At 63.9% G+C, this 26,241-nt stretch carries 22 protein-coding genes and 3 rRNA genes; 21 read left to right on the top strand and 4 right to left on the bottom strand.

Annotated elements, in window-relative coordinates; translation table 11 throughout:
* Positions 1-19: 19 nt before the first annotated feature.
* The 17 genes from OHS03_RS33950 to OHS03_RS34030 all read left to right on the top strand — a co-directional run bounded on the left by OHS03_RS33950 (position 20) and on the right by OHS03_RS34030 (position 17,217).
* Positions 20-478, top strand: a complete 459-nt coding sequence (locus OHS03_RS33950; protein ID WP_056817905.1) for a Cg1360 family ATP-synthase-associated protein — start codon at positions 20-22, stop codon at positions 476-478.
* Between the two features lie 307 nt (positions 479-785).
* Entirely contained in the window at positions 786-1,619 is an 834-nt protein-coding gene (gene atpB, locus OHS03_RS33955) for a F0F1 ATP synthase subunit A (RefSeq protein ID WP_482809861.1), read from the top strand.
* 73 nt (positions 1,620-1,692) lie between these two features.
* Positions 1,693-1,941 carry an ATP synthase F0 subunit C gene (locus OHS03_RS33960; protein WP_056817903.1) on the top strand — a complete coding sequence of 83 codons (249 nt, stop codon included), beginning with the start codon at positions 1,693-1,695 and terminating at the stop codon, positions 1,939-1,941.
* A gap of 5 nt (positions 1,942-1,946) precedes the next feature.
* Positions 1,947-2,504 carry a F0F1 ATP synthase subunit B gene (locus OHS03_RS33965; protein WP_056817902.1) on the top strand — a complete coding sequence of 186 codons (558 nt, stop codon included), beginning with the start codon at positions 1,947-1,949 and terminating at the stop codon, positions 2,502-2,504.
* 19 nt (positions 2,505-2,523) lie between these two features.
* Positions 2,524-3,336, top strand: a complete 813-nt coding sequence (locus tag OHS03_RS33970) for a F0F1 ATP synthase subunit delta (protein WP_328659660.1) — start codon at positions 2,524-2,526, stop codon at positions 3,334-3,336.
* Between the two features lie 66 nt (positions 3,337-3,402).
* Positions 3,403-5,043, top strand: coding sequence for a F0F1 ATP synthase subunit alpha (gene atpA / locus OHS03_RS33975; protein WP_056817898.1), 1,641 nt, complete (start codon positions 3,403-3,405; stop codon positions 5,041-5,043).
* 58 nt (positions 5,044-5,101) lie between these two features.
* Positions 5,102-6,073 (top strand): F0F1 ATP synthase subunit gamma, encoded by a 972-nt coding sequence (locus OHS03_RS33980; RefSeq protein ID WP_328659662.1) that lies wholly within the window; start codon positions 5,102-5,104, stop codon positions 6,071-6,073.
* A gap of 25 nt (positions 6,074-6,098) precedes the next feature.
* Positions 6,099-7,547 carry a F0F1 ATP synthase subunit beta gene (gene atpD, locus OHS03_RS33985; RefSeq protein ID WP_056817894.1) on the top strand — a complete coding sequence of 483 codons (1,449 nt, stop codon included), beginning with the start codon at positions 6,099-6,101 and terminating at the stop codon, positions 7,545-7,547.
* A 6-nt stretch (positions 7,548-7,553) separates the two neighbouring features.
* Entirely contained in the window at positions 7,554-7,931 is a 378-nt protein-coding gene (locus OHS03_RS33990; RefSeq protein ID WP_056817892.1) for a F0F1 ATP synthase subunit epsilon, read from the top strand.
* Positions 7,932-8,117: 186 nt separating this feature from the next.
* Complete coding sequence (locus OHS03_RS33995; protein ID WP_056817890.1) at positions 8,118-8,546, top strand: DUF2550 domain-containing protein; 429 nt, start codon at positions 8,118-8,120, stop codon at positions 8,544-8,546.
* Positions 8,543-9,121, top strand: coding sequence for a cob(I)yrinic acid a,c-diamide adenosyltransferase (locus tag OHS03_RS34000; protein WP_062984468.1), 579 nt, complete (start codon positions 8,543-8,545; stop codon positions 9,119-9,121). The genes OHS03_RS33995 and OHS03_RS34000 overlap by 4 nt, the downstream gene beginning before the upstream one ends.
* A gap of 91 nt (positions 9,122-9,212) precedes the next feature.
* Complete coding sequence (gene murA, locus OHS03_RS34005) at positions 9,213-10,493, top strand: UDP-N-acetylglucosamine 1-carboxyvinyltransferase (protein ID WP_056819138.1); 1,281 nt, start codon at positions 9,213-9,215, stop codon at positions 10,491-10,493.
* A 447-nt stretch (positions 10,494-10,940) separates the two neighbouring features.
* Positions 10,941-12,459: ribosomal RNA gene (locus OHS03_RS34010) — 16S ribosomal RNA — on the top strand.
* Between the two features lie 333 nt (positions 12,460-12,792).
* Positions 12,793-15,928: ribosomal RNA gene (locus OHS03_RS34015) — 23S ribosomal RNA — on the top strand.
* 110 nt (positions 15,929-16,038) lie between these two features.
* Positions 16,039-16,155: ribosomal RNA gene (gene rrf, locus OHS03_RS34020) — 5S ribosomal RNA — on the top strand.
* Together the 16S, 23S and 5S rRNA genes form the textbook arrangement of a ribosomal RNA operon.
* Before the next feature lie 75 nt (positions 16,156-16,230).
* On the top strand, positions 16,231-16,914 hold the full coding sequence (gene nucS / locus OHS03_RS34025; RefSeq protein ID WP_056817852.1) for an endonuclease NucS: 684 nt from the start codon (positions 16,231-16,233) through the stop codon (positions 16,912-16,914).
* A gap of 12 nt (positions 16,915-16,926) precedes the next feature.
* Positions 16,927-17,217: an Rv1322 family protein gene (locus tag OHS03_RS34030; protein WP_194830080.1), complete on the top strand. Its 291-nt coding sequence runs from the start codon at positions 16,927-16,929 to the stop codon at positions 17,215-17,217.
* Between the two features lie 101 nt (positions 17,218-17,318).
* Here the strand turns inward: OHS03_RS34030 and OHS03_RS34035 are convergent, their stop codons facing one another.
* On the bottom strand, positions 17,319-18,317 hold the full coding sequence (locus OHS03_RS34035) for a coiled-coil domain-containing protein (RefSeq protein ID WP_266296147.1): 999 nt from the start codon (positions 18,315-18,317) through the stop codon (positions 17,319-17,321).
* 86 nt (positions 18,318-18,403) lie between these two features.
* On the bottom strand, positions 18,404-18,865 hold the full coding sequence (gene mce / locus OHS03_RS34040) for a methylmalonyl-CoA epimerase (protein WP_056817848.1): 462 nt from the start codon (positions 18,863-18,865) through the stop codon (positions 18,404-18,406).
* A gap of 131 nt (positions 18,866-18,996) precedes the next feature.
* On the opposite strand from mce, the gene OHS03_RS34045 reads away from it, so the two are divergent.
* The 4 genes from OHS03_RS34045 to OHS03_RS34060 all read left to right on the top strand — a co-directional run bounded on the left by OHS03_RS34045 (position 18,997) and on the right by OHS03_RS34060 (position 22,074).
* Complete coding sequence (locus OHS03_RS34045; RefSeq protein WP_328659664.1) at positions 18,997-20,181, top strand: acetyl-CoA C-acetyltransferase; 1,185 nt, start codon at positions 18,997-18,999, stop codon at positions 20,179-20,181.
* A 96-nt stretch (positions 20,182-20,277) separates the two neighbouring features.
* Positions 20,278-20,655 (top strand): DUF3817 domain-containing protein, encoded by a 378-nt coding sequence (locus tag OHS03_RS34050; RefSeq protein WP_056817846.1) that lies wholly within the window; start codon positions 20,278-20,280, stop codon positions 20,653-20,655.
* Positions 20,656-20,716: 61 nt separating this feature from the next.
* Positions 20,717-21,586 (top strand): tetratricopeptide repeat protein, encoded by an 870-nt coding sequence (locus OHS03_RS34055; RefSeq protein ID WP_056817844.1) that lies wholly within the window; start codon positions 20,717-20,719, stop codon positions 21,584-21,586.
* 95 nt (positions 21,587-21,681) lie between these two features.
* Positions 21,682-22,074: a nitroreductase/quinone reductase family protein gene (locus OHS03_RS34060; RefSeq protein ID WP_062991772.1), complete on the top strand. Its 393-nt coding sequence runs from the start codon at positions 21,682-21,684 to the stop codon at positions 22,072-22,074.
* Here the strand turns inward: OHS03_RS34060 and glgB are convergent.
* Positions 22,071-24,227, bottom strand: a complete 2,157-nt coding sequence (gene glgB / locus OHS03_RS34065; protein ID WP_328659666.1) for a 1,4-alpha-glucan branching protein GlgB — start codon at positions 24,225-24,227, stop codon at positions 22,071-22,073. The two genes, OHS03_RS34060 and glgB, sit on opposite strands and share 4 nt — an antisense overlap.
* Positions 24,227-26,227, bottom strand: coding sequence for an alpha-1,4-glucan--maltose-1-phosphate maltosyltransferase (locus OHS03_RS34070; RefSeq protein ID WP_328659669.1), 2,001 nt, complete (start codon positions 26,225-26,227; stop codon positions 24,227-24,229). The genes glgB and OHS03_RS34070 overlap by 1 nt, the downstream gene beginning before the upstream one ends.
* Between the last annotated feature and the right edge of the window lie 14 nt (positions 26,228-26,241).

The following is a 26,241-nucleotide window of genomic DNA, read 5'->3' on the forward strand; positions in this document are numbered from 1 at the left end:
GCAAGGTAAAGTCCGGGCCGTGAGCTTTACACCCGAAACCGTGCCAGGCCCCGACGCTCCTCTGCGCGCCGCGCTGCGCTACGGCCTGATCGGCCTCGGCGTGCTCGTGGTCGTCTCCGTGGCGATCGCCTCCGCGGTGGCCGGGACGGCCGGTCTGTGGGGCGCGCTGCTCGGCGCCGCGATCGGTGGTGGGTTCATCCTCACCACGGTCGTCGCGGTGCTGCTCGGCGCGAAGCTGCCGCCGACCATGGCCGGTGCGGTGATGCTGGTCAGCTGGGTCGGCAAGATGCTGGTGGCGCTGCTTGTCATCGTCGTGCTCAACCAGTTCGACTTCTACAGCAGGCCCGCGCTGTTCTTTACGGTGGTGGGGGCCCTGCTGATCGTCCTCGGCGCCGAGACGTACGGCGTTGTGAGCCAGAAGGTTCCGTACGTCACGACACGCGCGGGAGACAGCGAAACGGCTTCCGAGCAGGAATAATCCCACCCAGCTACACACTGTCGTAGATAGCTTGGTAAAGTGTTGGTAAGCAAGCACCCAAGCTAGAGGCTCGGCCCGACAAACTCGGGGCATTGCCTCGAGTTACCAGGGGGGATCCTGACGATCCCACCCGGTGCCGCTATGCTTACTGCCGATCCGGGTGGAATGTGCCCGGTTGAAGCATGTCGACGATGTCGCCGACGCCCGAACAGAAGCCGATACGGGTTACACCGTACGAGCGGCTGTCGAATTTCGAGCCGACCAGAGTCGACCCCATTGATCGTCAATGTCCGATCGAACCGCGGGAATGACCGTCGTACCCGCGGCCCGAACACGGGAGAGAACGCTGAGCGTCATCACTTTGGCGGCGGGCGAGTTCCACGCGCCATCGCTGTCCGACTTCTTCCCTCCAGCAGTGCTGTTCGAGGGTACGCCGTTCGAACTCGATCGTCTGATGCTGGTCCGCCTGTTGATGACCGCCGTTGTGGTGATCGTGTTCGTGCTGGCTTTCCGCGCACCGAAGATCGTGCCGCGCGGCCTGCAGAACGTGATGGAAGCCGGTGTGGTTTTCGTCAAGGAGCAGATCGCCGACGAAGTACTCGGTAAGGAAAACGGTAAGAAGTTCCTGCCGCTGCTGGCGACGATCTTCTTCACGGTTCTGTTCCTGAACTTCTCCGGTGTGATTCCAGGATTGAACATCTCGTCCAATGCGCGCATCGGCATGCCGCTGGTCTTGGCCGCGATCGTGTACATCACGTACAACTTCGTCGGTATCCGGAAGTACGGGTTCTTCTCCTACATCCGGCACAGCATCGTCGTTCCCGACGTGCCGATCGCGCTGCACGTGCTGCTGATCCCGATCGAGTTCATCTCGACCTTCATCCTGCGCCCGTTCACGCTCACCGTGCGACTCATGGCCAACATGCTGGCCGGCCACATCATGCTGGTGCTGTTCTTCAGCGCGACCTGGTACTTCCTGTTCGACGCCACCGCGTGGATGAAGATCTTCTCGCCGTTCTCGCTGCTCGCGGGCATCGGGTTCACGCTGTTCGAGCTGCTGGTCATCGCGCTGCAGGCCTACGTTTTCGCCCTGCTGGCCGCTGTGTACATCGGCGAAGCACAGCACGCTGCCGACCACTGACCTGACTGAAACAACTACCGGAAACCTGCTACACACGCCGACCGGCGGGTGAGCAACAGAAAGGGAAAGATTCATGAGCCTCGCTTACCTGGCCCAGGAAGCCGCGACCACCGAGAGCACCTTCAAGGGCTTCGGCGCCATCGGCTACGGTCTGGCCGCGATCGGCCCCGGCATCGGCGTGGGTATCGTCGTCGGTAAGGCCATCGAGGGCATCGCTCGCCAGCCCGAGCTGTCCGGCCAGATCCGTACCACCATGTTCCTCGGTATCGCGTTCACCGAGGCCCTGGCGCTGATCGGCCTCGTCGCCGGCTTCATCTTCTGATTCCGATGCGCGAACTCATCACGCTCGCAGCTGAGGGTGGAGAGGATGTGAATCCTCTCGTTCCCGAAACGTACGACATCGTCTGGTCGATCGTCTGCGTCGTCATCATCGGCGTGCTCTTCTGGAAATACGTGATCCCGCGTGTGACCAAGACACTCGAAGAGCGCACGGACAAGATCGAAGGCGGTATCGCCAGGGCCGAAGCAGCCCAGGTCGAGGCGCAGCACACGCTGGAGCAGTATCAGCAGCAGCTGGCCGACGCCCGGCTCGAGGCCGCGCGCATCCGTGAGGAAGCACGCACCCAGGGTCAGCAGATCCTCGCGCAGATGCGCACGGATGCCCAGGCCGAAAGCGACCGCATCGTCGCCGCCGGTCACTCCCAGCTGGAAGCCCAGCGCCAGCAGATCCTGACGGAGCTGCGTTCCGAGGTCGGCCGTACGGCCGTCGACCTGGCCGAGAAGATCATCGGTCAGTCTGTTTCGGACGAAGCCAAGCAGGCGGCGTCGATCGACAAGTTCCTCAGCGAACTCGACGACACCGACGCCATCGGGGTCGGAAGGTAGCGACGCGAAAGTGAGAAGCATGTACGCAGCGAGCCGCGAGGCCAGTACCCGGTCTCGCGAGGCGCTTCGGGTCGCTCTGACCGGAAGCGAAACTGTTGCGGCCACAACGGGGTCGGAACTGTTCGCCGTTGTCGCCGTGCTGGACGACCAGCGTTCGCTGCGTGTGGCGCTCGCGGACGCCTCGGTGCCGGGTTCGGCGCGCGCTGAACTCAGTGAGCGGGTCTTCGGCGGCAAGGTCAGCATTGCCACGCAGGCAGTGCTGACCACCGCGGTGGCACAGAACTGGTCACGCACCCGCGATCTGGTCGACACCCTGGTGCTGCTCGGGCAGGAGGCTCTGCTGGAGTCGGCCGCCGTCGGTGGCCGACAGGACGCGGTGGAGGACGAGCTGTTCCGGCTCGGACGCATCGTCGCCGACAACCCGCAGCTGGAGCAGGCCCTCTCCGATCACGGCAAGCCCGCCTCGGCGCGGCGCGAACTGATCGAGCGGCTGCTCACCGGCAAGGTCGAGCCGGTCACCCTGGCGCTGGCCGAGCAGGCGGTCACCCGCCTGCGGACCAACAACATCGGCGTCGCCCTCGACGCCCTGTCCGATCTGGCGGCGGCCCGTCGTGACCAGATCGTCGCCCACGCGCACTCGGCGGTCGAGCTGAACGATCAGCAGAAGGCGAAGCTGTCGGCTTCCCTGCAGCGGATCTACGGCAAGGCGGTCACCGTGCACGTGCAGGTCGACCCGACGCTGCTGAGCGGCGTCGTCGTCCGCGTCGGAGACGACGTGATCGACGGCAGCGCCACCGGCCGACTGGAGAAGCTGCGTCGGGCACTGTCCTGAAAAGGGCGCTCAACGCAGTATTTTCCGACCCCCGACATTCGAGACCACAGCGAGAGCAGGAACAACATGGCGGAGCTGACGATCTCCTCCGACGAGATCCGTAGCGCGATCGAGAGCTACACCCAGAGCTACACCCCGGAAACCTCCATCGAAGAAGTCGGCGTCGTGACCGATACCGGCGACGGTATCGCGCACGTCAGCGGCCTGCCTTCGGCGATGGCCAACGAGCTGCTCGAGTTCCCCGGCGGGGTTCTCGGCGTCGCGCTGAACCTCGAGGACACCAACATCGGTGCCGTCATTCTCGGTGAGTACGCCTCGCTGGAAGAGGGCCAGCAGGTCCGTCGCACCGGCGACGTGCTCTCGGTCCCGGTGGGTGACAAGTTCCTCGGTCGCGTCGTCAACCCGCTCGGCCAGCCGATCGACGGCCTGGGCGAGATCGAGTCCGACGAGCGCCGCGTGCTGGAGCTGCAGGCCGCGTCCGTGCTGGAGCGTCAGCCGGTCGAAGAGCCGCTGGCCACCGGTATCACCGCGATCGACGCGCTGACGGCCATCGGCCGCGGCCAGCGTCAGCTGATCATCGGCGACCGCAAGACGGGCAAGACCGCCGTCGCGATCGACGCGATCCTGAACCAGAAGGCGAACTGGGAGACCGGCGACGTCGACAAGCAGGTTCGCTGCATCTACGTCGCGATCGGCCAGAAGGGCTCCACCATCGCGGGCGTCAAGACCGCGCTCGAGGAGCACGGCGCGATGGAGTACACCACCATCGTCGCGGCCCCGGCCTCCGATTCCGCCGGCTTCAAGTGGCTGGCTCCGTACACCGGTTCGGCCATCGGCCAGCACTGGATGTACCAGGGCAAGCACGTCCTCATCGTGTTCGACGACCTGACCAAGCAGGCCGAGGCGTACCGCGCCATCTCGCTGCTGCTGCGTCGTCCGCCGGGCCGCGAGGCGTACCCTGGTGACGTCTTCTACCTGCACTCCCGTCTGCTGGAGCGTTGCGCGAAGCTGTCCGACGAGATGGGCGCCGGGTCGATGACCGGTCTGCCGATCATCGAGACCAAGGCCAACGACGTCTCGGCGTTCATCCCGACCAACGTCATCTCCATCACCGACGGCCAGGTCTTCCTCGAGTCCGACCTGTTCAACAAGGGCGTCCGCCCGGCGATCAACGTCGGTACCTCGGTTTCCCGCGTCGGTGGCGCCGCCCAGACCAAGGCCATGAAGAAGGTCGCCGGTTCGCTGCGTCTGGAAATGGCGCAGTACCGCGAGCTGGAGGCGTTCTCCGCCTTCGCCTCCGACCTCGATGCCGCGTCGCTGGCGCAGCTCGAGCGTGGCGCCCGCTGGGTCGAGCTGCTCAAGCAGGACCAGTACTCCCCGGTCTCGGTCGAGGATCAGGTCGTCTCGATCTTCCTGGTCGACGCCGGCTACTACGAGTCGGTGCCCGTCGCCGACGTGCGTCGCTTCACCAATGAGCTGCTGGAGTACCTGCACGGTGCGACCCAGTCCTCGTTCGACGCGCTCGAGGGTGGCAAGAAGCCGCTCGCCGGCGAGGCCGCCGACGCGATCAAGGCCGAAACCGACAAGTTCAAGCAGGGCTTCCTCGATTCGGACGGCAATCGCATCGTGAACGAGGCTGCCGCGGGCGAGCTGGACCACGAAGAGGTCGAGTCGCTGTCGGTCACTCGCAAGCACGTCGACAAGTAAGCCGGGTCATGATGTCGGCAATTTCCGATCTGGCGAATGAAGGGAGTGTGAACCGCTAGTGGCAAGTTTGCGCGAATTGCGCTCCCGCATTCGTGGTGTGAATTCGATCAAGAAGATCACCAAGGCTCAGGAACTGATCGCGACCTCGCGAATTTCCAAGGCCCAGGCCAGGGTTGCGGCTGCCAAGCCGTACGCCGAGGAGATCACCAAGGTCCTCGGCGAACTGGCGAGCGCGTCGAAGAACCTGTCGCACCCGCTGCTGACCGAGCGTGCCAACGCTCGTCGGGCCGCTGTCCTGGTGATCACCAGTGACAGCGGTATGTGCGGTGGCTACAACTCGAACGTGCTCAAGCGTGCCGAGGAGCTCATGACCTCGCTGCGTGGCGACGGCAAGGAACCCGTTCTGTACGTGATGGGCAGTAAGGGCATCACGTACTACAAGTTCCGCAACCGTCCGTTCCAGGCGTCGTGGGCAGGCTTCTCCCAGCAGCCCAAGTACACCGACGCGTCGGCCGCGTGCAAGCACCTGGTCGAGGCCTTCATGGCCGGCTCCGACGGCGAGGTCCCCTCGCTCGACGAAACCGGAACCATCGAGGGTGTCGACGAGCTGCACATCGTGTACACCAAGTTCGTGTCGATGCTGACCCAGAACCCGGAGGTGCGCCGTCTGGCGCCGATCCAGGTCAGCTACGTCGACGAGAACTACCAGCTCGGCGACGACATGATGTCGGACTCGCCGAACGCGGTGGCCACGGCACAGTACGAGTTCGAGCCGGACGCCGATGTGCTGCTCGGGGCTCTGCTGCCCAAGTACATCAACACGCGTATCTACGCATCGTTGCTCGAGGCAGCGGCATCCGAGTCCGCGGCTCGGCGCACCGCAATGAAGGCGGCGACCGATAACGCCAACGAGCTGGCCAATGTGCTCCAGCGCGAGGCGAACTCGGTGCGTCAGGCCCAGATCACGCAGGAAATCAGCGAAATCGTCGGCGGCGTCAATGCGCTGGCGTCGAGCTCGGACCGCGACTAAGTAGCGCAGGAAGAGAACCAATCTAATGACCGCAGCTGTCACTCAGGACAACGCGAAGAAGGCGGGCGAAACCGCTGGTCGCGTCGTCCGTGTCATCGGCCCCGTCGTGGACGTCGAGTTCCCGCGTGGCGCCATTCCCGAGCTGTTCAACGCTCTGAACTCCGACATCGAGCTCCCGTCGGTGGCCAAGACCCTCACCCTCGAGGTCGCTCAGCACCTCGGCGACAACATCGTGCGCACCATCTCGATGCAGCCGACCGACGGCCTGGTCCGTGGCGCGACTGTCACCGACACCGGCAAGCCGATCTCGGTGCCCGTCGGCGACATCGTCAAGGGCCACGTGTTCAACGCCCTCGGTGACTGCCTCGACACCCCCGGCCTCGGCCGGGACGGCGAGCAGTGGGGCATCCACCGTCAGCCGCCGAGCTTCGACCAGCTCGAGGGCAAGACCGAGATCCTCGAGACCGGCGTCAAGGTCATCGACCTGCTGACCCCGTACGTCAAGGGCGGCAAGATCGGTCTGTTCGGTGGTGCCGGTGTCGGCAAGACCGTTCTGATCCAGGAGATGATCACCCGTATCGCTCGCGAGTTCTCGGGCACCTCGGTGTTCGCGGGCGTCGGTGAGCGTACTCGTGAGGGCACCGACCTCCGTCTGGAAATGGAAGAGATGGGCGTCCTTCCGGACACCGCCCTCGTGTTCGGCCAGATGGACGAGCCGCCGGGCACGCGTATGCGCGTGGCCCTGTCGGCGCTGACCATGGCGGAGTACTTCCGCGATGTCCAGCACCAGGACGTGCTGCTCTTCATCGACAACATCTTCCGTTTCACCCAGGCCGGTTCCGAGGTCTCGACCCTGCTGGGTCGCATGCCTTCGGCCGTGGGTTACCAGCCGACACTGGCGGACGAGATGGGTCAGCTCCAGGAGCGCATCACCTCGACCAAGGGTCGCTCGATCACCTCGCTGCAGGCGATCTACGTCCCCGCCGACGACTACACCGACCCGGCGCCGGCGACCACCTTCGCCCACCTGGACGCGACGACCGAGCTTTCGCGCCCGATCTCGCAGAAGGGCATCTACCCGGCCGTCGACCCGCTGACCTCGACTTCTCGTATCCTCGAGGCTTCGATCGTCGGCGAGCGCCACTTCCGGGTTGCCAACGAGGTCAAGCGGATCCTGCAGAAGTACAAGGAACTGCAGGACATCATCGCCATCCTCGGCATGGACGAGCTCTCCGAAGAGGACAAGGTCCTCGTCGGTCGCGCCCGTCGCCTGGAGAAGTTCCTCGGTCAGAACTTCATCGTCGCCGAGAAGTTCACCGGCCAGGTCGGCTCGGTCGTTCCGCTGGAACAGACCATCGACGACTTCGACCGTGTCTGCAAGGGCGAGTTCGACCACTACCCGGAGCAGGCGTTCAACTCCTGCGGTGGTCTCGACGACGTCGAGGCAGCCGCGAAGAAGATCCTCGGGAAGTAGTCCACTATGGCGGAGATGACAGTTGATCTCGTAGCTGTCGAGCGCAAGATCTGGTCCGGCCAGGCTTCGTTCGTCAGCGCGCAGACCACCGAAGGTCAGATCGGCATCATGGCAGGCCACGAGCCGCTGCTCGGTCAGCTCGTCGAGGGCGGCACGGTTTCCATCGTGTCGACCGACGGCGAGCGGATCGTCGCCGCGGTGCATGGCGGCTTCTTCTCGGTCACCGCCGACACCGTGCGTGTGCTGGCCGAGTCCGCGGATCTCGCGGGTGAGGTCGACGTCGACGCGGCGCGCAAGGTGCTCTCCGACGCGAGCGCCACCGAGGTGGAGCTGCGCGCGGCGCAGGGCCAGGTGCGCGCGGTCGAAGCGACCGTGACCGACTGATCGCAGTAGAACAACGCTCTGCCGGCGAGGAACTTCGGTTCCGCGCCGGCAGAGTTGTTTGCGCAGCGTTTTCGTGGGGATGAACGATCCGGCCGGAGCGCCCCGGGGCGGTCGTGATTGAATATCGGGGCGGGGGTGTCTTGGACACCAGCAAGAACGAAAGGGCGTACAGCATTGCAAACCGGGATGGTTCTCCTGATCATTCTGGTGCTGACGCTCGTGTTCGTAGCCGGTGCGTCGACATATCGCCTGGTGATGTTGCGCCGAGGGGGCACGGCCGCGCTACTACGCGCGCTGCCCGCGCGCGGCGGCCACGGCTGGCGGCACGGGCTCATTCGCTACGACGAGGACCGCCTCGTCTTCTTCAAACTGACCAGCTTGAAATTCGGTCCCGACTCCACGGTGCATCGGCAGGGTCTCGAGATCGTCGAGCGCCGAGCGCCGCAGGGCGACGAATTCGACATCATGACCGATGACATCGTGGTGGTAGCCGTCACCGATCCGCAGAGCAGTTTCGAGCTAGCGCTCGACCGCGGTTCGATGGCGGCTTTTCTGTCCTGGGTGGAGTCGCGACCGTCCGATCGCGCCCGCCGTACTCGTGGAGGCCCATCGTGAGCGTGCATCTGACCCGGATCTATACCCGCACGGGTGACGACGGCACGACCGGTCTGAGCGACTTCTCTCGCGTCGCCAAGAACGATCCACGGCTGATCGCCTACGCCGACTGCGACGAAGCCAACGCCGCACTCGGTGTCGCCGTCGCCCTCGGTGCGCCCGAACCCGCTGTGCTGACGGTGTTGCGCCAGATCCAGAACGATCTGTTCGACGCGGGCGCTGACCTGTCCACCCCGGTTGTCGCCGAACCGAAGTACCCGCCGCTGCGCATCACCCAGCCCTACATCGACCGGCTCGAGAAGTGGTGTGACGAGTTCAACGACGGTCTGGCACCGCTGAATTCGTTCATCTTGCCCGGCGGCACGCCGTTGGCTGCGTTGTTGCACACAGCCCGCACCGTGGTGCGGCGCGCCGAGCGATCCGCGTGGTCCGCCGTCGAAACGCACCCTGACGACACCAGTGTGCTGCCCGCGAAATATCTGAATCGACTCTCGGACCTGCTGTTCATCCTCAGCCGCGCCACCAATCCTTCCGGCGATGTGTTGTGGCAGCCCGGCGGCGGGCTGCCACGCTGAAAGCGACTCTCCGACGCGGAGAATCGGTCGGTTTCTTGTTCTTTCGTGGCAGGGGGGCGTGTCGTCGCGTGACGGTCGATAAGCTGGCGTGGTGAGCGAACGGTTTCTGGTCTCCGGCGGCAATCGACTCGTCGGCGAGGTCGCGGTCGGCGGCGCGAAGAACAGCGTGCTGAAGCTGATGGCTGCCTCGTTGCTGGCCGAGGGCACGACCACCATCACCAACTGCCCCGACATCCTCGATGTCCCCTTGATGGCGGAGGTGCTGCGCGGCCTCGGCTGCGATGTGACGATCTCCGACGACGTCGGCGGCGACAACTCGGTGGTGACCATCGATACCCCCGCCGAACCCAAGTACCACGCGGACTTCCCCGCGGTGACCCAGTTCCGCGCTTCGGTGTGTGTGCTCGGTCCGCTGATGGCGCGCTGCAAACGTGCCGTGGTGGCGCTACCCGGTGGTGACGCCATCGGTTCGCGCCCCCTCGATATGCACCAGGCGGGGCTACGCCTGCTCGGTGCGACCAGTGCGATCGAGCACGGTTGCGTCGTGGCGTCGGCCGAACAGCTGCAGGGCGCGCGGATCCGCCTCGACTTCCCGTCGGTGGGCGCGACCGAGAACATCCTGATGGCCGCGGTCCTGGCCGAGGGGGAGACGGTCATCGACAACGCGGCGCGCGAGCCCGACATCGTCGACCTGTGCACCATGCTCGTCCAGATGGGTGCGCAGATCGACGGTGCCGGTTCCTCCGTGCTCACCGTGCAGGGCGTGAAGAGCCTCTCGCCCACTACACACCGGGTGATCGGCGACCGCATCGTCGCCGCCACCTGGGGGATCGCCGCCGCGATGACCACGGGCGACGTCCGTGTCACCGGGGTCAACCCCAAGCACCTCGCCCTGGTGCTGGACAAGCTGCGCTCGGCCGGTGCGCGAATCTCCTACGAGCCCAACGGCTTCCGGGTCGTGCAAGCCGAACGTCCGCGCGCGGTGAACTTCGCGACGCTGCCGTTCCCCGGTTTCCCGACCGACCTGCAGCCGATGGCCATCGGCCTGGCCGCCATCGCCGACGGCACCTCGATGATCACCGAGAACGTCTTCGAGGCACGGTTCCGTTTCGTGGAGGAGATGATCCGACTTGGCTCCGATGCCAGGACCGACGGTCATCATGCGGTGGTCCGTGGGATCCCGCGCTTGTCGAGTGCGCCGGTCTGGTCTTCCGACATCCGTGCGGGAGCGGGCCTGGTCCTGGCCGGCCTCGTCGCCGACGGCGTCACCGAAGTGCACGACGTCTATCACATCGACCGCGGTTATCCGAGGTTCGTCGAGCAGATGCAGGCGCTCGGGGGACAGGTCGAACGGGTCGATGCACCGAAATAGGGCCTCTGACCAGCCGATTTGACTTCGCGTTTGTCGGCACGTAACTTTATTCGAGTCAGAGCGACACGGACACCGACTCAGCCACTGGCTGGGACACGAGGTAGGACGTTGAGCGCCTGACTGATAATGTGTTCAGGGTTACATCAACCGGATTTGCTTCCGGTGAATGCCTTGAGCTAAGTTTGAACCCTTGCCTCACCGAAACCCCGACGACATGTTGTTGGTAGAAGTGTGTGCGTGTGTTCTTTGAGAACTCAATAGTGTGTCGATGAATGTCAGTGCCAATAGTTATTATTGGTTCCAATCTTTCATGTACCCCCCGGTCGTGGGAGGTTGGACATTGAACAACAGCGAATCTTTTTGCTGGTGTTCGCATTTGCTAGGTTTTCGGACTCTAGTTAGATAATTTTGATTCGCTCTCCTTTGGGAGGGTTGTTTCGAGAGTCTTCAACGGAGAGTTTGATTCTGGCTCAGGACGAACGCTAGCGGCGTGCTTAACACATGCAAGTCGAGCGGTAAGGCCCTTCGGGGTACACGAGCGGCGAACGGGTGAGTAACACGTGGGTGATCTGCCTTGCACTTCGGGATAAGCCTGGGAAACCGGGTCTAATACCGGATATGACCACTGAATGCATGTTTGGTGGTGGAAAGATTTATCGGTGCGAGATGGGCCCGCGGCCTATCAGCTTGTTGGTGAGGTAACGGCTCACCAAGGCGACGACGGGTAGCCGACCTGAGAGGGTGACCGGCCACACTGGGACTGAGACACGGCCCAGACTCCTACGGGAGGCAGCAGTGGGGAATATTGCACAATGGGCGAAAGCCTGATGCAGCGACGCCGCGTGCGGGATGACGGCCTTCGGGTTGTAAACCGCTTTTGACAGGGACGAAGCGCAAGTGACTGTACCTGTAGAATAAGGACCGGCCAACTACGTGCCAGCAGCCGCGGTAATACGTAGGGTCCGAGCGTTGTCCGGAATTACTGGGCGTAAAGAGCTTGTAGGCGGTTCGTCGCGTCGTTTGTGAAAACTTGGGGCTCAACCTTAAGCTTGCAGGCGATACGGGCGGACTAGAGTACTTCAGGGGAGACTGGAATTCCTGGTGTAGCGGTGAAATGCGCAGATATCAGGAGGAACACCGGTGGCGAAGGCGGGTCTCTGGGAAGTAACTGACGCTGAGAAGCGAAAGCATGGGTAGCAAACAGGATTAGATACCCTGGTAGTCCATGCCGTAAACGGTGGGTACTAGGTGTGGGGCTCCTTCCACGGACTCCGTGCCGTAGCTAACGCATTAAGTACCCCGCCTGGGGAGTACGGCCGCAAGGCTAAAACTCAAAGAAATTGACGGGGGCCCGCACAAGCGGCGGAGCATGTGGATTAATTCGATGCAACGCGAAGAACCTTACCTGGGTTTGACATACACCGGAAACCTGCAGAGATGTAGGCCCCCTTGTGGTCGGTGTACAGGTGGTGCATGGCTGTCGTCAGCTCGTGTCGTGAGATGTTGGGTTAAGTCCCGCAACGAGCGCAACCCTTATCTTATGTTGCCAGCGCGTAATGGCGGGGACTCGTGAGAGACTGCCGGGGTCAACTCGGAGGAAGGTGGGGACGACGTCAAGTCATCATGCCCCTTATGTCCAGGGCTTCACACATGCTACAATGGCCGGTACAGAGGGCTGCGATACCGCGAGGTGGAGCGAATCCCTTAAAGCCGGTCTCAGTTCGGATCGGGGTCTGCAACTCGACCCCGTGAAGTTGGAGTCGCTAGTAATCGCAGATCAGCAACGCTGCGGTGAATACGTTCCCGGGCCTTGTACACACCGCCCGTCACGTCATGAAAGTCGGTAACACCCGAAGCCGGTGGCCTAACCCCTTGTGGGAGGGAGCCGTCGAAGGTGGGATCGGCGATTGGGACGAAGTCGTAACAAGGTAGCCGTACCGGAAGGTGCGGCTGGATCACCTCCTTTCTAAGGAGCAATTCTCCAGTGAGTGTCTCGAAGAGTCGAGATCGCTGCTGGCAGAGACAGTTTCGGACCCATTCGTGGTCCGGCTGGAGCTCATGGGTGGAACGCTGACAACTTTCATCGCATACGGTCGAAGCAATGTCTTCGACCGCGATGGGTATACCGACACACTATTGGGTCCTGAAAGAACACGCGAGTGTTTTTTCTGGCAAAACAAACGATCCGATGAGATCTTCCTCGAAACCGCCGGCGGGTAATTCTGCTGAGTAGGTCTGGGTATGAGGTCACAACGGGTGTGTTGTTTGAGAACTGCACAGTGGACGCGAGCATCTTTGTTAGTAAGTGTTTAAGAGCGTACGGTGGATGCCTTGGCACCAGGAGCCGATGAAGGACGTAGGAGGCTGCGATAAGCCTCGGGGAGCTGTCAACCGAGCTGAGATCCGAGGATTTCCGAATGGGGAAACCCAGCACGAGTGATGTCGTGTTACCCGCATCTGAATATATAGGGTGTGTGGAGGGAACGTGGGGAAGTGAAACATCTCAGTACCCACAGGAAGAGAAAACAACAGTGATTCCGTGAGTAGTGGCGAGCGAAAGCGGATGAGGCTAAACCAGTTAGATGTGATAGACGGCAGTTGTTGTCTAGCTGGGGTAGTGGGAACATTCTTCTCAACTCTGCCGAGTTGAGCAACAGTAAGAAACCAAGTGGTTAGTTGAAGTGGTCTGGAACGGCCTGCCATAGACGGTGATAGTCCGGTAAACGAAAACTTCTTGGCTGTTGTGGATGTCTCCCGAGTAGCAGCGGGCCCGTGAAATCTGCTGTGAATCTGCCGGGACCACCCGGTAAGCCTGAATACTCCCTGGTGACCGATAGCGGACTAGTACCGTGAGGGAAAGGTGAAAAGTACCCCGGGAGGGGAGTGAAATAGTACCTGAAACCGTGCGCTTACAATCCGTCAAAGCCTTCGCAACTTGTTGTGTGGGGTGATGGCGTGCCTTTTGAAGAATGAGCCTGCGAGTCATCGGTGTGTGGCGAGGTTAACCCGTCGAGGGGTAGCCGTAGCGAAAGCGAGTCTGAATAGGGCGAAACTTTAGTCGCACATTATGGACCCGAAGCGGAGTGATCTACCCATGGCCAGGGTGAAGCGACGGTAAGACGTCGTGGAGGCCCGAACCCACTTAGGTTGAAAACTGAGGGGATGAGCTGTGGGTAGGGGTGAAAGGCCAATCAAACTCCGTGATAGCTGGTTCTCCCCGAAATGCATTTAGGTGCAGCGTCACGTGTTTCACACCGGAGGTAGAGCTACTGGATGGCCTAGGGGGCCTACAAGCTTACCGAAGTCAGCCAAACTCCGAATGCCGGTGTGTGAGAGCGTGGCAGTGAGACTGCGGGGGATAAGCTTCGTAGTCGAGAGGGAAACAGCCCAGATCGCCGGCTAAGGCCCCTAAGCGTGTACTAAGTGGAAAAGGATGTGGGGTCGCTTAGACAACCAGGAGGTTGGCTTAGAAGCAGCCACCCTTGAAAGAGTGCGTAATAGCTCACTGGTCAAGTGATCCTGCGCCGACAATGTAGCGGGGCTCAAGTACACCGCCGAAGCCGCGGCATTCACACAATAGCCCGTCTCAACTGTAGTGGTTGGGGCCAGGTGTGTGGATGGGTAGGGGAGCGTCCTGTGGCCGTGGAAGCAGCAGTGTGAACTAGCTGTGGAGGCCACGGGAGTGAGAATGCAGGCATGAGTAGCGAAAGACGAGTGAGAAACTCGTCCGCCGAATGACCAAGGGTTCCTGGGCCAGGTTAATCCGCCCAGGGTGAGTCGGGACCTAAGGCGAGGCCGACAGGCGTAGTCGATGGACAACGGGTTGATATTCCCGTACCCGTGTATCCGCGCCCAATGCTGAATCAGTTGTGCTAAGTATCCAAATGTTGTTTTACTGAGCCTTCGGGCGAGGGGAGCAATTGCTGCATACGACCCTGGCTGTAGTAGGTAAGCGATGGGGTGACGCAGGAAGGTAGCTGGGCCAGGTGATGGAATACCTGGTGTAAGCCTGTAGGGCGTTGTGTAGGCAAATCCGCACAGCATGAAGCCTGAGAGGTGATGCGTACCCGTTGAGGGGAATTCAGTGATCCTATGCTGCCGAGAAAAGCCTCTAGCGAGCTGGTACACGGCCCGTACCCCAAACCGACACAGGTGGTCAGGTAGAGAATACTAAGGCGATCGAGAGAACTGTGGTTAAGGAACTCGGCAAAATGCCCCCGTAACTTCGGGAGAAGGGGGACCTGGTCTGGTGACGTTCTTTACGGACTGAGCTGGACGAGGTCGCAGAGACCAGAGAGAAGCGACTGTTTACTAAAAACACAGGTCCGTGCGAAGTCGTAAGACGATGTATACGGACTGACGCCTGCCCGGTGCCGGAAGGTTAAGAGGACCGGTTAGCCTGTTATGGGCGAAGCTGAGAATTTAAGCCCCGGTAAACGGCGGTGGTAACTATAACCATCCTAAGGTAGCGAAATTCCTTGTCGGGTAAGTTCCGACCTGCACGAATGGCGTAACGACTTCTCTGCTGTCTCAACCACAGACTCGGCGAAATTGCATTACGAGTAAAGATGCTCGTTACGCGCGGCAGGACGAAAAGACCCCGGGACCTTCACTATAGCTTGGTATTGGTGTTCGGTACGGTTTGTGTAGGATAGGTGGGAGACTGTGAAGCTCGGACGCTAGTTCGGGTGGAGTCGTCGTTGAAATACCACTCTGATCGTATTGGACTTCTAACCTCGGACCATGATCTGGTTCAGGGACAGTGCCTGGTGGGTAGTTTAACTGGGGCGGTTGCCTCCCAAAATGTAACGGAGGCGCCCAAAGGTTCCCTCAGCCTGGTTGGCAATCAGGTGTTGAGTGCAAGTGCACAAGGGAGCTTGACTGTGAGACTGACAGGTCGAGCAGGGACGAAAGTCGGGACTAGTGATCCGGCACCGGCAAGTGGAAGCGGTGTCGCTCAACGGATAAAAGGTACCCCGGGGATAACAGGCTGATCTTCCCCAAGAGTCCATATCGACGGGATGGTTTGGCACCTCGATGTCGGCTCGTCGCATCCTGGGGCTGGAGTAGGTCCCAAGGGTTGGGCTGTTCGCCCATTAAAGCGGCACGCGAGCTGGGTTTAGAACGTCGTGAGACAGTTCGGTCTCTATCCGCCGCGCGCGTAAGAAACTTGAGGAAGGCTGTCCCTAGTACGAGAGGACCGGGACGGACGAACCTCTGGTGTGCCAGTTGTTCCGCCAGGAGCACTGCTGGTTGGCTACGTTCGGAAGGGATAACCGCTGAAAGCATCTAAGCGGGAAGCCTGTTCCAAGATGAGGTTTCTCTCCCACTTGATGGGTTAAGGCCCCCTACAGACCATGGGGTTGATAGGCCAGAATTGGAAGCCAGGTAACTGGTGTAGGTGACTGGTACTAATAGGCCGAGGGCTTACTACGAAGGTGTTACGCGTCCACTGTGCGGTTTCTGAAACAACAGACACTGCAGCACACTCACACAGGACTCTTCTGAGTTGTTGTGTGGCGAGCGCTGTCTAGTTTCATAGAGTTACGGTAGTTATAGCGGTGGGGAAACGCCCGGTCCCATTCCGAACCCGGAAGCTAAGGCCACCTGCGCCGATGGTACTGCACTCGACAGGGTGTGGGAGAGTAGGACACTGCCGGAACATCATTGCGAAAGGCCCTCAACCATTGGTTGGGGGCCTTTTTGCGTTCCCGGGGCAGTCGCCTACAGTGCTTGGGTGCGCCTCGTCATTGCTCGTTGCCAGGTCGACTACGTCGGTCGACTGACCGCCCACCTCCCGATGGCTCGTCGGCTGTTGCTGATCAAGGCCGACGGGTCGGTGCTCGTGCACTCCGACGGCGGCTCCTACAAGCCGCTGAACTGGATGAGTCCGCCGTGCTGGCTGGTGGAACAGGACGTGCCGGAGTCGGTGACCGCGAAGGCACTGTGGGTGGTGACGAACAAGGCCGGCGAGGAACTGCAGATCACCATCGAGGAGATCGAGCACGATTCCTCGCACGAGCTCGGCGTCGATCCCGGTCTGGTGAAGGACGGCGTCGAAGCGCATCTGCAGGAGCTGCTCGCCGAACACGTGACGAAGCTCGGGGAGGGGTACACCCTGGTTCGGCGCGAGTACATGACCGCGATCGGACCGGTGGACCTGCTGTGCCGTGACGCCGGCGGCGCCTCGGTGGCGGTGGAGATCAAGCGCCGCGGTGACATCGACGGTGTCGAGCAGCTCACCCGCTACCTCGAACTGCTCAACCGTGACCCGCTGCTGGCCCCGGTGGCCGGGGTGTTCGCGGCGCAGCAGATCAAGCCGCAGGCGAGGACGCTGGCCGAGGACCGTGGAATCCGCTGCCTCACGCTCGATTACGACGAGCTACGTGGCACGGAGAGCAACGTTTTCCGCCTCTTCTAGGAGGGAAGTGGGATGCCGCGACGTAAACCACGCACCGGACGTCCTACGGGCCCCGCACCGCTCGGTGACGTGTACGGCCGGACCGAAGACGGGCCGGGCGATGAAACCTATATCGTGCGAACGGTTCCCGGCGCCCGCGCGGTGAAGACCTATCGGTGCCCCGGCTGCGACCACGAGATCGCCGTCGGTGTCGCCCATATCGTCGCCTGGGCCGCCGAGGGCGGCGAGGACGACCGCAGACACTGGCACCAGGGCTGCTGGAACGGCCGGCGCACCCGCGGCATCACCCGCCGCTGGTCCTGACCGACACCCGAGCCGCAGACAGCGAAAACCGAAGGCCGCCTCGATGTTCGAGGCGGCCTTCGGTTTTCCAGGTGAATGTCGTTACGAGTCCGACAGACTGATCAGTTGACGTCGGCGCTCTCGCGGTCCTCGTCGACGATGTCCTCGTCGGCGACCTCCGGGATGGCCTTGTTCTGGCGCGAGCTCGAGACCGACTTGTTGCCGTTGTTGTTGCTGATCGACTTGCGCTCGGGAGTGCCGTCGAGCAGTTCGCTCTCGCGGTTGACCGCGGCGAGCATGGCGGGCACGGAGTCGAGCTGACCGCGAATTCCGAGCAGCTGGGCGAGCACCCGGCCGCGCAGCACGCGCATCTCCTCGGCCAGTTCCTTCGCGTGCGCGATCTTGCGCTCGGAGGTCTGGGTGGCGGAGCTGATCAGGCGGTTGGACTCATCGGTCGCATCCTTGATCCGCTGAGCGGCCTCGGCGCGACTGGTGGCCTCGAGCTCCTCCATGGCACGGGTCAGCTTGGTGCGCCGATCGTTCATGGTGGCCTCGAAGTCCTGCTGGGTGGCCTTGCGCTTGGCCTCGGCCTCCTTGCCGAGACGTTCCACATCGGCCTGTGCGGCCTCGATGATCTTGGCGGACTCGGTGCGCGCGTTCGCGAGGGTCTGCTCGAACTCGATCTCGAGCGCCTCGCGCTTCTCCTTGGTCTCCGCGAGCAGCGACTCGTACTTGCCACGCATCTCGGTGGCCTGCTGCTCGGCGATCGACACCATCTCGGCGGCTTCGGCCTGCGCAAGCGCGCGGACCTCGGACGCTTCGTCCGAGGCCAGGCGCAGCATGCGCGAGATGCGGTCGGACATGCCTTCGGCGGTGGTCGGCGGCACGGAAAGCCGGTCGACCTCCTTGCGGAGCTCGTCGATCTCGTCACGCGCATCTTCCAGCTGGCTGGCGAGATTGCGGGCCTGCGCTGCGGCAGCATCCCGGTCGGTGGCGGTGACGCGGAGCTCAGCGTCGAAGCGGTCGAAGTAGTTGCGCACCTCGTCTTGCGCATAACCCTTGCGCACAACGGTGAAGGGCAGTGCAACGAAGCGATTGCGATCGGACTCAGGTGACGACATGGCACACAAAATACAGCCTCGAGCGAGCCTATGGAGACTCGACCGTGATTGTGATCTCGCTGAGATTTACCGACAGTACCGGCGTACTAGTGCGTAACGTCCGGGTTCGGCTCCACGAGCTCGACCAGCACACCGCCAGCATCCTTCGGATGGATGAAATTGATGCGGGAATCGGCGGTTCCGTGGCGGGGGGCTTCGTACAGCAAACGCACACCGCGTCCGCGCAGGAAGTCCGAAACCGCTTCGATATCGGTGACCCGGTAGGCCAGCTGCTGCAGTCCGGGGCCGCTGCGGTCGATGAACTTGGCGATGGTCGACTCGGGGGTGAGTGGGGACAGCAACTGCAGGGCGGTCGCGCGGTCGGCGGCGGCGGGGCACGACAGCATGGCCTCCACGACGCCCTGGGCCTCGTTCACCTCGCGGTGGGTCTCGACCATGCCGAGGTTGTCGGTGTACCAGGCCACGGCGATGTCGAGGTCGGGCACGGCGATGCCCACGTGGTCGACGGCGATGACGTAGTCGGCGGGGATGAAGTTCTCATTGGTCACCCCACGAAGCTAGCGCGGACCTGCGTGCCGGGCGCGGGCCGATACCGGTTACCGTGGAGTCCAACTCCTGTACGCGCGCGGTGCTGCCGTGTGCCTCCGGCGAGGTTCGACTCAATGAATGCGAGGCTTTCGTGACCACTTCTGTCATCGTGTCCGGTGCGCGTACCCCGGTCGGTCGGCTGCTCGGCGGTCTGAAGGGCTTCAAGGCCTCGGATCTGGCCGGTGTCGCCATCAAGGCCGCGCTCGAGAAGGGCGGCGTCGCGCCCGCGCAGGTCGACTACGTGATTCTGGGACAGGTGCTGCAGGCCGGTGCGGGGCAGCTGCCCGCGCGTCAGGCCGCCATCGCCGCGGGTATCCCGATGGATGTGCCGTCGCTGCTGATCAACAAGGTCTGTCTGTCCGGCATCAACGCCATCGCACTGGCCGATCAGCTGATCCGCGCGGGTGAGCACGAGATCGTGGTCGCCGGCGGCATGGAGTCGATGAGCCAGACCCCGCATCTGCTGCCCAAGAGCCGTGAGGGCTTCAAGTACGGCGATACCACCCTCGTCGACCACATGGCCTACGACGGCCTGCACGACGTGATCACCGACCAGGCCATGGGCCTGCTCACCGAGGATCGCAACGACCTCGACAAGGTGAGCCGCGAGGAGCAGGACGCGCTAGCCGCGGCCTCGCACCAGCGCGCTGCCGCCGCGTGGAAGAACGGGCTGTTCGAGGACGAGGTCGTGCCGGTCGCCGTGCCGCAGCGCAAGGGCGACCCGGTCTACGTCACCGAGGACGAGGGCATTCGCGCCGACACCACCGTCGAGTCGCTGGGCAAGCTGCGTCCGGCCTTCCGCAAGGACGGCACCGTCACCGCGGGCACCGCCTCGCAGATCTCCGACGGCGCGGCCGCGGTGATCGTGATGAGCAGGGCCAAGGCCGAGGAGCTGGGGCTGGAGTGGATCGCCGAGATCGGCGCCGCGGGCCAGGTCGCCGGGCCGGATTCGACCCTGCAGGACCAGCCGGCCAACGCGATCCTCGCCGCGTGCGCCAAGGAGGGCATCACGCCCGCCGAGCTGGACCTGATCGAGATCAACGAGGCGTTCGCGGCGGTCGGTGTGTCGTCGACCCGCAAGCTCGGCTTCGACCCGGAGAAGGTCAATGTCAACGGTGGCGCCATCGCCATCGGTCACCCGCTCGGCATGTCCGGTGCGCGCATCCTGCTGCACCTGGCGCTGGAGCTGAAGCGTCGCGGTGGTGGCGTCGGCGCCGCCGCGCTGTGCGGTGGTGGCGGTCAGGGTGACGCGCTGATCATCCGCGTACCTGCCTGATCCCGTTCGACTACGAAAGCCCTGGTACTCCGCGTGGGGACCAGGGCTTTTGTTGTGACCGGTCCAACTACGTGGTGTCGTAGATCATGCGGCACAATGGTGGGCATGGGTTTCTTCGATTTGCGGTCCACGGCCAGCCGGTTTCGGTTCTTCGCGGTGCTCGAGGCGCTGTCCTGGATCGGGCTGCTGACCGGAATGGCGTTCAAGTACCTGCCCGCGGAGGGCAACGAGATCGGCGTGAAGATCTTCGGACCGGTGCACGGCGCGATCTTCGTGCTGTTCGTGATCACGGCGCTGTTGACCTCGCGTGAACTGAACTGGAACTGGAAGACCACCGTGCTGGCACTGGCGTCGAGCATTCCGCCGCTGTTCACCGTGATCTTCGAGGTCTGGGCGGTGCGCACCGGTCAGCTCGGTGAGCTGAGCGCGGACGTGAGCAAGGGCTCCGCGGCTGCCGCTCCAACAGCTTCGTGACAAACTGGAAAGCGTGACTCGACCCGCTGCCCGCCGTCCATCGCCCGCCGCTGCCGCCGCCATGTCCGGTGCGGTGGATCTGTCCGCGCTGAAGCAGCCGCCCGCCGCTCCCGGCGGTGGCGCTGCTGCTCCGGCCTCGGGGAACCACACGGTCACCGAGGCGGATTTCGAAGCCAAGGTGATTCGGCGCTCGACGCAGGTGCCCGTGGTGGTCGCGCTGTTCTCGCAGCGCAGCGCGGGCAGCGTCGAGCTGGTTCGCACCCTGGAACGGTTCAACGCCGAAGACCGTGGCGCCTGGGATCTGGCCGTGATCGAGGCCGAAGCCAATATGAACATCGTGCAGGCGCTGCGCGTGCAGGGCATTCCGACGGTGATCGCGGTGGCGGGCGGGCAGCCGCTGGCCGATTTCGAAGGCGCGCAGCCGGACCCGCAGGTGCGGCAGTGGCTCGACGCTGTGATGGACGCGACAGCGGGCAAGCTCGAGGGCGACCCCGACGCGGCTCCCGTCGAGCCCGAAATCGAGGACCCGCGCTTCGTCGACGCGGAGGACAAGCTGTCCGAAGGTGACTTCGCCGGCGCCGAGGCGGCCTACGAGGCGATCATCGCCGAGGAACCCGGCAACGAGGAAGCCAAGGCGGCCCTGCGCCAGCTGCGCTTCCTGACCAGGGCCCAGCAGCTCGACCCGGCCGTGGTCGCCACCGCCGACGCCGACCCGGCGAATCTGGACGCCGCACTCGACGCCGCCGACATCGAAATGTTCGAGCAGCGACCCGAGGCGGCCTTCGATCGGATCATCGCGATCGTCAAGCGCACCGCGGGCGACGACCGCACCAGGGCCCGCACCCGCCTGCTCGAACTGTTCGAGCTGTTCGATCCCGCCGAGCCCTTCGTGATCGCCGCCCGGCGCAAGCTCGCCGCCGCACTGTACTGACACCCACAGCCCAGCAACGATCGCTTTTCGAAGCCGCCCCGGCCGAACATCGCCGGGGCGGCTTCGCTGCGTGTGAGCGGTGCTACGGTCGAAATATGGCGTCCAAGAACGATATCCAGCATCGGATCGTCACCGCGTTCCAGCGGCGACTGAATCCGATCCTGGGCAGACTGCCCGGTCAGCAGTTGCTCGAGACGGTCGGACGGGTGAGCGGGCAGCCGCGGGTCACGCCGATCGGTGGTCGGCGCGTCGGAAACGAGTTCTGGTTGGTCTCCGAGTTCGGGGATCGCTCGCAGTATGTGCGCAACATCAAGGCCGACAACAAGGTCCGCGTGCGCCTGGGCGGACGCTGGTACGCCGGGACCGCCGTATTGCTGCCCGGTGACGATCCACGGGCCAGGCTGCGGCAGTTGCCGCGCTACAACAGCACCGCGGTACGGGCGTTCGGTACCGACCTGCTGACGATTCGGGTCGACCTGGATCGTTAAGCCGTCGAGGACAGCCAGAGGGCGCTGTGCGGGGCCATCGTGATGGTGGCCGAGGCCGGGTGACCGTGGCTGGGGGTGTCGACGGCGGTGACGATGCCGAGATTGCCGATGCCGGAGCCCGCGTATTCGTGGGCGTCGGTGTTGAGGATCTCGTGCCAGGCGCCGGGGTGGGGCAGGCCGATGCGGTAGTTCTCGCGGAGGGAACCCGAGAAGTTGAAGATGGCCGCCACCGCGCTGCCGTCGGTGCTCCAGCGCAGGAAGGCGAAGACGTTGGCCGTGCTGTCGTCGGCTTCGATCCAGGAGTGACCGCCGGGAGTGGCGTCTTGCGTCCACAGGGCCGGGTGGGCGGTGTAGGTGCGGTTGAGGTCGGCCACCATCGTTGAAATGCCCTGGTGGAGTGGGTTTTCCAATTCCTGCCAGTCCAGGCCGCGGTCGTTGTCCCATTCGCGGAACTGGCCGAATTCCTGGCCCATGAACAGCAGTTGTTTGCCGGGGTGGGCCCACATGTAGGCGAGCAGGGCGCGCACGCCGCTCGCCTTGGCGAAGTCGTCGCCGGGCATGCGGGTCCACAGCGTGCCCTTGCCGTGCACGACCTCGTCGTGGCTGATCGGCAACACATAGTTCTCGCTCCACGCGTACACCAGCGAGAACGTCATCTCGTTGTGGTGCCAGGAGCGATGGATCGGGTCGCGACCCAGGTAGCCGAGAGTGTCGTGCATCCAGCCCATGTTCCACTTCATGGTGAAACCGAGGCCGCCGACGTCGGTGCCGCGGGTGACGCCGGGCCAGGTGGTGGACTCCTCGGCGATGGTGACCACGCCGGGATGGGCGCCGTGCACGGCGTCGTTGAGCTCCTGCAGGAAGTCGACCGCTTCCAGATTCTCCCGGCCGCCGTAGATATTCGGCTCCCAGCCGCCGTCGGGGCGGGAGTAGTCCAGGTACAGCATCGAGGCCACGGCGTCGACGCGCAGGCCGTCGATGTGGAACTCCTCGATCCAGAAGGTGGCATTGGCGACCAGGAAGTTGCGGACCTCGTTGCGTCCGAAGTCGAAAACGAAAGTGCCCCAGTCGAGTTGCTCGCCGCGGCGCGGATCGGGGTGTTCGTAGAGCGGGGTGCCGTCGAAGCGGGCCAGTGCCCATTCGTCGCGCGGGAAGTGCGCGGGGACCCAGTCCAGGAGCACCCCGATGCCCGCGTTGTGCAGGTGGTCGACGAAGTAGCGGAAGTCGTCGGGGCTGCCGAAACGCGAGGTCGGGGCGTAGTACGAGGTGACCTGGTATCCCCACGATCCGCCGAACGGGTGCTCGGCCACCGGCAGCAGTTCGACGTGGGTGAATCCGGTCGCGCGCAGGTACTCGGCCAGCTGATGGGCCAATTCGCGGTAGTCGAGGCCGGGTCGCCAGGAACCGAGGTGGATTTCGTAGGCGCTCATGGGGGAGCGGACCGCGTCGGTCTTCGCGCGTCGGTCGAGCCAGGCGCTGTCGGTCCACACGTGGTCGGCGCGGGTGACCACCGAGGCCGTCGCGGGCGGTACTTCGGTCGAAAAGGCAAGGGGGTCAGCGTGATCGACGACGCGACCATCGGCGCCGTGGATCCGGTACTTGTAGCGCGTGCCCGGTCCGACGCCCGGCACGAACACCTCCCACACCCCGGAACTGCCCAAGGCGCGCATGGGTGCCGAGGTGCCGCTCCAGTGGTCGAAATCGCCGAAGACGGTGACACCGCGAGCATTCGGGGCCCAGACCGCGAACGAAGTGCCGTCGACCTCGCCGTCGAGGGTGGTGTAGTGGCGTGGATGCGCGCCGAGCACCTCCCAGAGGCGGGTGTGTCGGCCTTCGCCGATGAGGTGCAGGTCGAATTCGCCGACGGTGGGCAGGAAGCGGTAGCCGTCGGCGGAAACCACCGTCTGGCCACCCGGGTATTCGGCGCGGACCCGGTAGTCGTCGATCTCCGGATACGGCAGGACCGCGTCGAAAATACCGTGGCCCAACGACTTCAGCCGATGCTCGGACTCGCCGACGAGCACCGTCACGGTGTCGGCGTGGGGGCGAAGGACCCGGACCGCGGTGCCGTCGGCATGGGAGTGTGCGCCCAGGACAGTGTGCGGGTCGGGATGGGTGCCCGCGGCGAGCAGCAGTAGATCGCGGCGCTTCATCACAGTGTCTCGCGGTAGGCCAGCGGTACGCGGGCGGCGGCGGGGACCGCTGGCAGCGCCAGGATGTGCGCCACCGCGCGCGCGGGGTCGAGGCGCACGAAATTCTGCTGGCCCCAGTGGTATTCCTCGCCGCTGATCTCGTCGAAGACCACCGGATGGTCGTGCCATTCGCGGCCGATAGCGGGGAGATCGAGCGAAATATGGCCCTGCTCGGCGGCATAGGGGTTCAGGTTCACGATGACCAGGACCGCGTCGCCGGAGACCGGATCGATCTTGGAGTAGGCGATCAGCGCGTCGTTGTCGATGTGATGGAAGTGGATGCAGCGCAACTGTTGCAGCGCGGGGTGATTGCGCCGGATCTGGTTGAGGCGGGTGAGCCACGGTTCCAGCGATTCACCGCGCTCGAGGGCCCCGGCGAAATCGCGGGGACGAAGTTCGTACTTCTCCGAATCGAGGTATTCCTCGCTGCCCTCGCGGACCGCCTGGTATTCGAACAGTTCGAAACCGGAGTACACGCCCCAGGTGGGCGACAGGGTGGCCGCGAGCGCGGCGCGGATGGCGAACATGCCAGGGCCGCCGTGTTGCAGGCTTTCGTGCAGGATATCGGGGGTGTTCACGAACAGATTCGGTCTGGCTTCGTCGGCCTTGGCGGCGATCTCGTAGCCGAACTCGGTGAGTTCCCACTTGTGTACGCGCCAGGTGAAATACGTGTACGACTGGCTGAAGCCGCGGCGGGCCAGGCCGTAGAGGCGGGCCGGACGGGTGAACGCCTCGGACAGGAAGATCACGTCGGGGTCGGTGCGGCGCAGCTCCGCGATCAGCCACTCCCAGAAATCGGCGGGCTTGGTGTGCGGGTTGTCCACGCGGAAGATGGTGACGCCCAACGAGATCCAGTGCCGGACCACCCGCAGGATCTCGGCGTAGAGACCGTCGGGGTCGTTGTCGAAGTTGACCGGGTAGATGTCCTGGTACTTCTTCGGGGGGTTCTCGGCATAGGCGATGGTGCCGTCCGGGAGGGTGGTGAACCACTCCGGGTGGGCGGCGACCCAGGGATGGTCCGGCGCGCATTGCAGGGCCAGGTCGATGGCGACATCGAGGCCGAGAGCTGCTGCCTCGGAGACGAATTCGGTGAAGTCGGTTTCGGTGCCGAGAAGCGGGTTCACGGCATCGTGTCCGCCGTCCGCCGAGCCGATGGCCCAGGGGGAGCCCACGTCGCCGGGCTCGGTGGTGAGAGTGTTGTTGCGGCCCTTGCGATTCACCACGCCGACCGGGTGGATCGGCGGGAGGTAGACGACATCGAATCCCATGCCCGCGATACGGGGGAGTTCACGCGCGGCCGTGGCGAAGGTGCCGTGGATCGGGTTGCCGTCGGCGTCGCGGCCACCGGTGGAGCGGGGGAAGAATTCGTACCAGGAGCCCACCAGGGCGCGGCGGCGTTCGACCAGGACCGAGAACTGGGTGCCCCGGGTGACCATCTCGCGCAGCGGGGTGGCGCGCAGGATCTCGCTGATCTCCTCGGAGAACGCGGGGGCGACCCGGGCCGGGAGTTGTTCGTCGCCGCGCAGGGCGGTGGCGGCGGCGCGCAGGCGTTCGAACTGCTTCTTCGGGACGGCTTGGGCAGCGCGTTCGAAGAGGATCGCGCCGGTCTCGAGGTCGTTGGCCAGGTCGGCGGCGGTCTGGCCGACGGACAATTTCGCTTCGACGGCCGAGCGCCAGGTGGCGACGGGGTCGCTCCAGCCTTCGATGCGGTACGTCCACAGACCGGGGGCGTTGGGGGTGAAGTGGGCGTTGAAGACGTCGGGTTGGTAGTCGGGGGCCATGCGGATACGGGTGATCCGGGAGGAGCCGGGGGCTCGGACTGCCAGGGTGGCGGCTACCGCGTCGTGACCCTCGCGCCAGACGACGGCGCGGACGGGAAACACCTCGCCGACTGCGGCTTTAGACGGGCGGCCGCCGGGGATGGACGGGGCGATGTCATCGATGGCTATCCGGCCGGTCACTCGGCTAACTTACT

The organism is Nocardia salmonicida, assembly GCF_036142455.1.
GTDB lineage: Bacteria > Actinomycetota > Actinomycetes > Mycobacteriales > Mycobacteriaceae > Nocardia > Nocardia salmonicida.

Excerpts from the sequence above, each read along its gene's own strand:
- OHS03_RS33970 (WP_328659660.1), top strand. The coding sequence starts at position 2,524 with ATGTACGCAGCGAGCCGCGAGGCCAGTACCCGGTCTCGCGAGGCGCTT.
- atpD (WP_056817894.1), top strand. The coding sequence starts at position 6,099 with ATGACCGCAGCTGTCACTCAGGACAACGCGAAGAAGGCGGGCGAAACC.
- OHS03_RS34055 (WP_056817844.1), top strand. The coding sequence starts at position 20,717 with ATGTCCGGTGCGGTGGATCTGTCCGCGCTGAAGCAGCCGCCCGCCGCT.
- OHS03_RS33995 (WP_056817890.1), top strand. The coding sequence starts at position 8,118 with ATGGTTCTCCTGATCATTCTGGTGCTGACGCTCGTGTTCGTAGCCGGT.
- atpB (WP_482809861.1), top strand. The coding sequence starts at position 786 with ATGACCGTCGTACCCGCGGCCCGAACACGGGAGAGAACGCTGAGCGTC.
- OHS03_RS33965 (WP_056817902.1), top strand. The coding sequence starts at position 1,947 with ATGCGCGAACTCATCACGCTCGCAGCTGAGGGTGGAGAGGATGTGAAT.
- atpA (WP_056817898.1), top strand. The coding sequence starts at position 3,403 with ATGGCGGAGCTGACGATCTCCTCCGACGAGATCCGTAGCGCGATCGAG.
- OHS03_RS34050 (WP_056817846.1), top strand. The coding sequence starts at position 20,278 with ATGGTGGGCATGGGTTTCTTCGATTTGCGGTCCACGGCCAGCCGGTTT.
- OHS03_RS34030 (WP_194830080.1), top strand. The coding sequence starts at position 16,927 with ATGCCGCGACGTAAACCACGCACCGGACGTCCTACGGGCCCCGCACCG.
- OHS03_RS34035 (WP_266296147.1), bottom strand. The coding sequence starts at position 18,317 with ATGTCGTCACCTGAGTCCGATCGCAATCGCTTCGTTGCACTGCCCTTC.
- OHS03_RS33960 (WP_056817903.1), top strand. The coding sequence starts at position 1,693 with ATGAGCCTCGCTTACCTGGCCCAGGAAGCCGCGACCACCGAGAGCACC.
- glgB (WP_328659666.1), bottom strand. The coding sequence starts at position 24,227 with ATGAAGCGCCGCGATCTACTGCTGCTCGCCGCGGGCACCCATCCCGAC.
- OHS03_RS34060 (WP_062991772.1), top strand. The coding sequence starts at position 21,682 with ATGGCGTCCAAGAACGATATCCAGCATCGGATCGTCACCGCGTTCCAG.
- OHS03_RS33990 (WP_056817892.1), top strand. The coding sequence starts at position 7,554 with ATGGCGGAGATGACAGTTGATCTCGTAGCTGTCGAGCGCAAGATCTGG.